The sequence below is a fragment of the Polynucleobacter acidiphobus genome (assembly GCF_003065385.1).
GTDB lineage: Bacteria > Pseudomonadota > Gammaproteobacteria > Burkholderiales > Burkholderiaceae > Polynucleobacter > Polynucleobacter acidiphobus.
Map to the genome: position 1 here is coordinate 1,844,768 of NZ_CP023277.1, position 6,970 is coordinate 1,851,737.

The following is a 6,970-nucleotide window of genomic DNA, read 5'->3' on the forward strand; positions in this document are numbered from 1 at the left end:
TTTGGTAGACCCGAAATAGCCCCTATGATCGGCAGACGGTCTTTACTGACGCAGCGCACCCCAACAAATTGATCGGCCACCGTTAGCTTAGCCGGATCAATTGTGTGTGGCCTCAGTAGTCCTGCTGCCAAGCGGCGATTGTGTTCGTCACTCGCGGCACTTGCTTGTGTGGAATTCTGATTCTCATCATAGGTCGAGCCAACCAACCAACGATACGATTGGGTCTCTGGATTCCAAACCGGAGGGGTGCAATAGCCATCGCCCGATAAATTTATTCTGGGGATGTGCTCTAAGAGATCGGTCTGTTGGTCGATTCTAAAAATACTAAGCTGGCCTCGTACAGGCTTTAGATAAAGCTTTTGACCAAATGGGGTCAAAAGATCTTGAGCACCGAATGCGTTTGCAAGAACAACTGTTTTTGCTGTCACTATGCAGCTGGCATTTTTATCCAACGCGCGCCAGAGATCGCCTTTGCGCTCAAGACATTCAATGGTCTTGGACCAAATGGTCTGTAATCCCCCGCAAGACAGAATTCGCTCTTTACATAGCGTGGCAAGATTTAGGGAGCCAGCACCAGAAAACCAAACGCCGGCGCGCTCAATCCCAAAACGCTTTCGTGCAGCCTCGGCCGAAACATATTCCCCAATATCAGCTGTAATGCCCAATTGAATTAATTTGTTTTGCAATGCCTCTTCATCAAAGGGCGTCCCAATCTTGGCAAGGGCAAAAACACCGCGGTGGTCCCATGCATCAGCACAGTCAAGCTCAACCATCCGATAGGCGGCCAAGGCTAAACGATGTAACCTGCTGGCTGTGCGGCCAAGCGCTGGGTGGGTAATCGCACCATCATGGGCTGATGTTGCCTGACCTGGTCCGGATGCACTATCGACAACACACACCGAGATGCCAAGGCGACGATATTGATTAGCAATCGAGGTGCCAGCAATGCCAGCACCGATCACCAAAACATCAACCGGTTTTGAAAGCAAGCCGCTTATGCTTGAAAGCGATTAGCAATCTTGGTTTTGATTTCGAGCAACTCTTTTGGTAGGCGGTTAGCCAATTTATCAAAAAGCTCTTGGTGCAAATCCAGCTCGACTTTCCAATCATCAGCACGTACCGCAGTCGACTGATTAAATTGCTCAGGCGATAAGGCCAAACCATTCCAATTGAAATCTGCATGACTTGGCGATAGGCCAAGAGGGGTTTCGGTTGCGCCAGCTTTGTTTTCGGCACGGCCCAAGATCCAGGCCAAAACGCGCATATTCTCTCCAAAGCCTGGCCAAATAAACTTACCATTTTCATCTTTGCGAAACCAATTCACTAAATAGATTTTTGGCAAAGTGGCGCCTTCTGCCTCGAGCTTCTTGCCCACATTGAGCCAGTGCTGAAAATAATCGCTCATGTTGTAGCCTGCAAATGCAATCATCGCAAACGGATCGCGTCGCACAACGCCAACCTTACCGGTAATAGCAGCAGTTGTCTCTGAGCCCATGGTTGCAGCCATATAAACGCCCTCGGTCCAGTTTCGAGCTTCGCTAACCAAAGGAACTGTATTTGAGCGACGGCCTCCAAAAATAAACGCGTCTAGTGGAACGCCCTCTGGATTATCCCAATTTGGATCAACCGCAGGGTTATTAATGGCTGCTGTAGTAAAGCGTGCATTGGGGTGCGCGGCTAAACGGCCGGCTTTGCCATCTTCGGGGGTCCAATCCTTGCCCTGCCAATCAATCAAGTGACTTGGTGGTGTCTCGGTTAAGCCCTCCCACCACACATCGCCGTCATCGGTGAGCGCTACGTTGGTAAAAATAACATCTTCATTTAGGGAGTCAACGCAATTGGCATTGGTCTCTCGATTGGTGCCAGGGGCCACGCCAAAGTAGCCCGATTCTGGATTAATTGCGTAAAGACGTATCTGCCCAGTTTTTGGATCTTTGCGAGGTTTAATCCAAGCAATATCATCGCCAACTGTGGTTACCTTCCAGCCCTCAAAACCTTTGGGTGGGATCATCATTGAGAAATTGGTTTTGCCACAGGCCGATGGAAAGGCTGCTGCGACATGGTATTTTTTTCCTTCAGGGGAGGTGACGCCTAAAATCAGCATGTGCTCTGCCAACCATCCTTGTTCGCGACCCATGGTTGAGGCGATTCGCAAAGCAAAACATTTTTTTCCTAGAAGAGCGTTGCCACCGTAGCCCGAACCGAACGACCAAATCTCTCGTGTTTCGGGATAGTGAACGATATATTTCGTGGGATTATTAGGCCAAACTACGTCTTTTTCTCCGGGAGCCAATGGCTTGCCAACCGAATGAACGCAATGAACAAATTCGCCATCGGTCCCTAAAAGCTCGAGAACCGATTTGCCCATGCGCGTCATGATGCGCATATTAATTGCTACGTATGGACTATCGGACAGCTCAACACCAATATGTGCGATTGGGGATCCGAGGGGGCCCATTGAAAAAGGAACGACATACATCGTGCGGCCCCGCATGCAACCCTCAAACAGCGGGGTTAAGGTTGCGCGCATTTCATTGGGATCCACCCAATTATTGGTTGGCCCCGCGTCTTCTTGATGAGTTGAACAAATAAAGGTTCGGTCCTCAACACGCGCCACGTCCATCGGGTCTGAAATCGCCAAATACGAATTCTTGCGTTTTTGCGGATTCAATTTCTTCAGACTGCCGGCCTTAACCAACAACTCGCACAGCGCATCGTATTCGGACTGAGAACCATCACACCAATGGATCTGATCGGGCTGGGTTAGGGAGGCAACTTCTTCAACCCATTGAATCAATTTTGCGTTCTTTACATACGCTGGAACATTTAGATTCACTGTGGCGGGATTGGCTGGTTTATTCATGGGGCCCTCAAACGTAACCGTTTAATTTTTAACAAGATTATTTAATGCGTGAGCAAAATTTATAACAATTTTAACATTTGTGTAACATCAAATTGACGGCTTATTTGCCAATGCAAAACTCACTGAAGATCTTGCCCAATAGGTCGTCGGGCAGCAGTTTTCCAGTAATTTCGCCTAAATCATTTTGAGCACAATGCAGTTCTTCGGCAAACAATTCCAGGGCGCGATTGCCACCAAATCCATGCGTCATGGCTTTTTGTAAGTGGTCCTTTGCAAGCGCAATGGAGCGAAGATGGCGCGAGCGCGCAGTATAAATACCGCCTTCTGCGTTTCCTTCCCATCCTGCAAAATGCAAAATGGTTTGTTGAAGCTGTCTGATGCCTTCGCCCGTTTTTGCTGATATAAAAATTTGTTTTACGCCTGGCCCGATTTTTGGGTGACCTTCTTTTTGGCCCTCTAACAAATCCAGCTTATTCATCACATCCAGAACATGAGCGCCTGGATGTACACGTTCCCTGACCGCCTTCTCAATATCTACAAAATTTGCTTCGGGCGCCTGTGTAGCATCGTGTATTAATAAAACGATATCGGCTCTGGCAATTTCATCCCAAGTTTGGGCTACACCGATTTGCTCTACAACATCATTAGACTCCCGAATACCGGCGGTATCAATCACATGCACGGGTATGCCATCGATCGAGATATTTTCAATGATTCGATCGCGTGTCGTTCCAGCAATTGGCGTGACGATTGCTCTTTCTTCTCCCACCAATGCATTTAATAAAGAGCTCTTACCAACATTTGGGGGGCCAACAAGCGCTAGACGAATTCCATCGCGCAAAATTTTTCCTTGGAGCGAAGTTTGAGTAATTTGCTCCAGATCGTTCATGATTTTTTCAAGGCGCTGTCTTGCGTTAGCTGCCTCAATAAACTCAATTTCTTCTTCAGGAAAATCAAGGGTTGACTCAACCAAAATTCGTAGCTGTGTGATTTGATCAATCAATTGATTAATTCGTTCGGAAAAGCGTCCCTGCAATGAAAGGTTTGCGCCTCGCAAAGATGCGTCGCTTTGTGCATTAATGAGGTCTGCAATGGCCTCGGCCTGCACCAAATCAATCTTGCCATGTAAAAACGCTCTCAACGAAAACTCGCCGGGCCCAGCAGGCATGATCCCGTCGGGGACCCCAAGCTCCATGATGCGATTTAGGACCAATTGCGTGACGCGCGGTCCGCCATGGCAATGAAGTTCAAGCACGTCCTCACCAGTAAATGAGGCGGGCGCCTTAAAGTACAACAATAAAACTTGATCTATTTGCTCTTGGCGCGCGTCTTTTAAAACCAAGTAATGGGCAAAACGGGGATTCGGCTCGGCGCCAAGAAGCGCCTTGGCAAGCCCACTGAGATCGGGGCCAGAGGCACGAACAATCCCAACGCCGCCTGCGCCCCGAGGGGTTGCAATCGCAGCAATGGGATTTTTATGCATTCAACCCCGTCCTTTGACCGCTTACTTGGCCGGTCGCTTAATAAACATTTGATTAATTTGCCACTGCTGAGCAATTGACAAAATATTGTTAACCACCCAGTACAACACCAGTCCCGCCGGGAAGAAAAAGAACATGACGGAAAAGATGATCGGCATCCACAGCATAATTTTTGCTTGAAGTGGGTCGGGTGGCGTGGGATTTAAGCGCGTTTGCACAAACATCGATACCGCCATAATGACTGGCAAAATGAAATAGGGGTCGGGCACTGACAAATCTTTAATCCAAAGAATCCATGGGGCATTTCGCATTTCAACCGACGAAAGCAAGACCCAATACAAAGCAATAAAAACAGGGATCTGTACGACCACCGGCAAACATCCCCCTAAAGGATTAATTTTTTCTTGCTTATAAAGATCCATCATCGCGCGATTTAGCTTCTGCGGATCGCCTTTAAATTGCTCGCGAAGGTTCATTAATCTTGGTTGCACCTCTTTCATGCGCGCCATCGATTTATAGCTAGCCGCAGAAAGTGGAAAGAAAATTAATTTAATGATCAAAGTCAGAATAACAATTGACCAGCCCCAATTGGCAACGTAGGAATGAATTTGTTCTAAGAGCCAAAAAATGGGTTTAGCAATAACCGTGAGATAGCCATAATCTTTGATTAAGTCAAAGCCTGGAGCAATTTTTTCCAAGAGTGTTTCCTCTTGGGGGCCGATAAACAAGCGTGTGCTTTCAACATAACTGGATCCCGCCGCAATTGCGGCAATCGGAATTTGTAGACCGATTCGAAACAGGTTTTGCTCCACTTTTCCAACATACACATCTCTGGCCGATTTATCACTTGGTATCCAGGCGCTTGCAAAGTAGTGCTGCACCATGGCAATCCAGCCGGGCTCCCCAGCAGGGATTTGCTTGGGGATATCTGCCTTATTTTTTTCAATATCAGAAAAACTAATCTTGATGAATTTGTCTTTATCGGTATACAGCGCTGGACCAGTAAAGGTGCTGTAGAACTCGCTATCGCTAACGGCCGAGCTGTCCCGCACGATTTCGTTGTAAAGGACCAGACCGCCACCACTGGATTGATTAAGCTGGGTAATGCGGTGTTCAACCTCAACAACATAGCTTCCATCCACCAAATAATAGGTTTTTTCAAGACGAACCCCGCCACGCTCATTCACAAAGGTGACAAAATTTTTATTATCGACACGACCACTTTTGCTAACTGCAAAGGAAACTGTATGGTTTGGTAATTCGTTACTGCCCGCTGAAATAAGGCCCGATCGAACAAAATATTGATTCTGTGGCGTGATTTGTAATAAAGCGACCGGTTTTTGGTCGGGCATTAATTGTTTCAACAGTTTTGCGCTGATGACGCTTGCGCCTGTGGCATTAATTTCGAGCTCCAACACATCGTTTTTGATGGTGTGTTTTTCGCCAGAGGCTAAATTGGCCGCATTAAAAACTGGGGCCTGCTGAGGTGTGGGCAAACTTTCCGCCTTGGGAAGGTCGGCTGATTTTTGAGGCTGGGGTGGGGTGGCGGCTGGGGCTTGCGATGCGCTTGCTGGAGGCGGCAGGCTTTCGGATGCCTGCGCCGGGCCTGGTGCTTGGCCAGAAGATATTAAGGGTGTGGGCCCAAAGAGCGCCTGTCGACCATCATAGATCAGCCAATTGTTATAGAGCATTAAGCCCGAAATCGTTAATACCGCCCAAAGGAGTGTGCGCTTAATGTCCATAGTTAGTGATTTGTTTGAATTAAGTTTTGTTTCTTTTGCTCGTGATCGACTGGATCGTAGCCGCCGGCTGACCAGGGATTGCATCGCAAAATTCGCCAACTGATTTTACCGATGCTTTTTAAGGTGGAGTGTTTCTTTAGACACTCGCATGCGTAATCCGAGCAGCTCGGCACAAAACGGCATTGTCCGCCCACAAAAGGCGACAGGGTGAGTTGATACGCCCTTACTAGATAGCCCAATAATCGGTTCATGAAATCAAGCCCTGCAGTTGGCTCTTAAGCTCTTGGTATTCGGGGTTACGAAGCCTTCCACGCGTGGATCGGCCCACGGGTTGCTTTAGCCGAATGACAAGCTCTACGAAATTAACGGGGGCCCTGTTGCGAGTCAGCTCTCGCGCCGCTCTTTTAAGGCGATTGCGATCGACAGCTCGTTTGGCAAATTTTTTTGCAATTGCAAGACCAAGATCGAGGGGGGGCTCGTTCTTTGGTTCGGCATAAATAGCCCAGGCTCCGCTGCTTGTTGGCCTAGTTTGTAAAAGCGCCTGGATGCGTGCCGATTTCAATTCATTACACTGCGAGTCTTTTACGACCTTTGGAGCGACGCGCATTGAGTACGGCGCGACCACCTTTGGTTTTCATGCGAACCCGAAATCCATGGGTTCTTTTGCGACGCGTTACAGATGGTTGGTATGTTCTTTTCATGATTGATCCTAAGAAAACCCTCTATTTTCTCTATTTGTGCGGATAGCGTCAACTTTATATCCGGGTTTTGCCTAATTATTTTGAATTATTTTCATTAAATTTCCCAAGTGTCTGATTTAAATAAAAAAGTGCTATTTGCACACAACTTATCCACAACTTATCCCCTGTATTTTTGCTTGTGGA

General features: G+C 47.7%; 6 protein-coding genes and 1 pseudogene. All 7 read right to left on the reverse strand.

All coding sequences use genetic code 11. The annotated features are described in order from the left end of the window. Positions 1–2: 2 nt before the first annotated feature. A pseudogene (locus AOC32_RS09895) lies at positions 3–962 on the reverse strand (FAD-dependent oxidoreductase); the annotation flags it as partial. Between the two features lie 32 nt (positions 963–994). Continuing rightward, positions 995–2,863 (reverse strand): phosphoenolpyruvate carboxykinase (GTP), encoded by a 1,869-nt coding sequence (locus AOC32_RS09685; RefSeq protein ID WP_108509255.1) that lies wholly within the window; start codon positions 2,861–2,863, stop codon positions 995–997. 100 nt (positions 2,864–2,963) lie between these two features. Further along, positions 2,964–4,346: a tRNA uridine-5-carboxymethylaminomethyl(34) synthesis GTPase MnmE gene (mnmE, locus tag AOC32_RS09690; RefSeq protein ID WP_108509256.1), complete on the reverse strand. Its 1,383-nt coding sequence runs from the start codon at positions 4,344–4,346 to the stop codon at positions 2,964–2,966. 21 nt (positions 4,347–4,367) lie between these two features. After that, positions 4,368–6,086 carry a membrane protein insertase YidC gene (gene yidC, locus AOC32_RS09695; protein ID WP_108509257.1) on the reverse strand — a complete coding sequence of 573 codons (1,719 nt, stop codon included), beginning with the start codon at positions 6,084–6,086 and terminating at the stop codon, positions 4,368–4,370. Positions 6,087–6,088: 2 nt separating this feature from the next. Next, positions 6,089–6,337, reverse strand: a complete 249-nt coding sequence (gene yidD / locus AOC32_RS09700; RefSeq protein ID WP_108509258.1) for a membrane protein insertion efficiency factor YidD — start codon at positions 6,335–6,337, stop codon at positions 6,089–6,091. Further along, positions 6,334–6,648, reverse strand: a complete 315-nt coding sequence (locus tag AOC32_RS09705; RefSeq protein ID WP_234409755.1) for a ribonuclease P protein component — start codon at positions 6,646–6,648, stop codon at positions 6,334–6,336. The genes yidD and AOC32_RS09705 overlap by 4 nt, the downstream gene beginning before the upstream one ends. Before the next feature lie 4 nt (positions 6,649–6,652). Beyond that, entirely contained in the window at positions 6,653–6,787 is a 135-nt protein-coding gene (rpmH, locus tag AOC32_RS09710; RefSeq protein WP_108509260.1) for a 50S ribosomal protein L34, read from the reverse strand. Positions 6,788–6,970 lie beyond the last annotated feature (183 nt).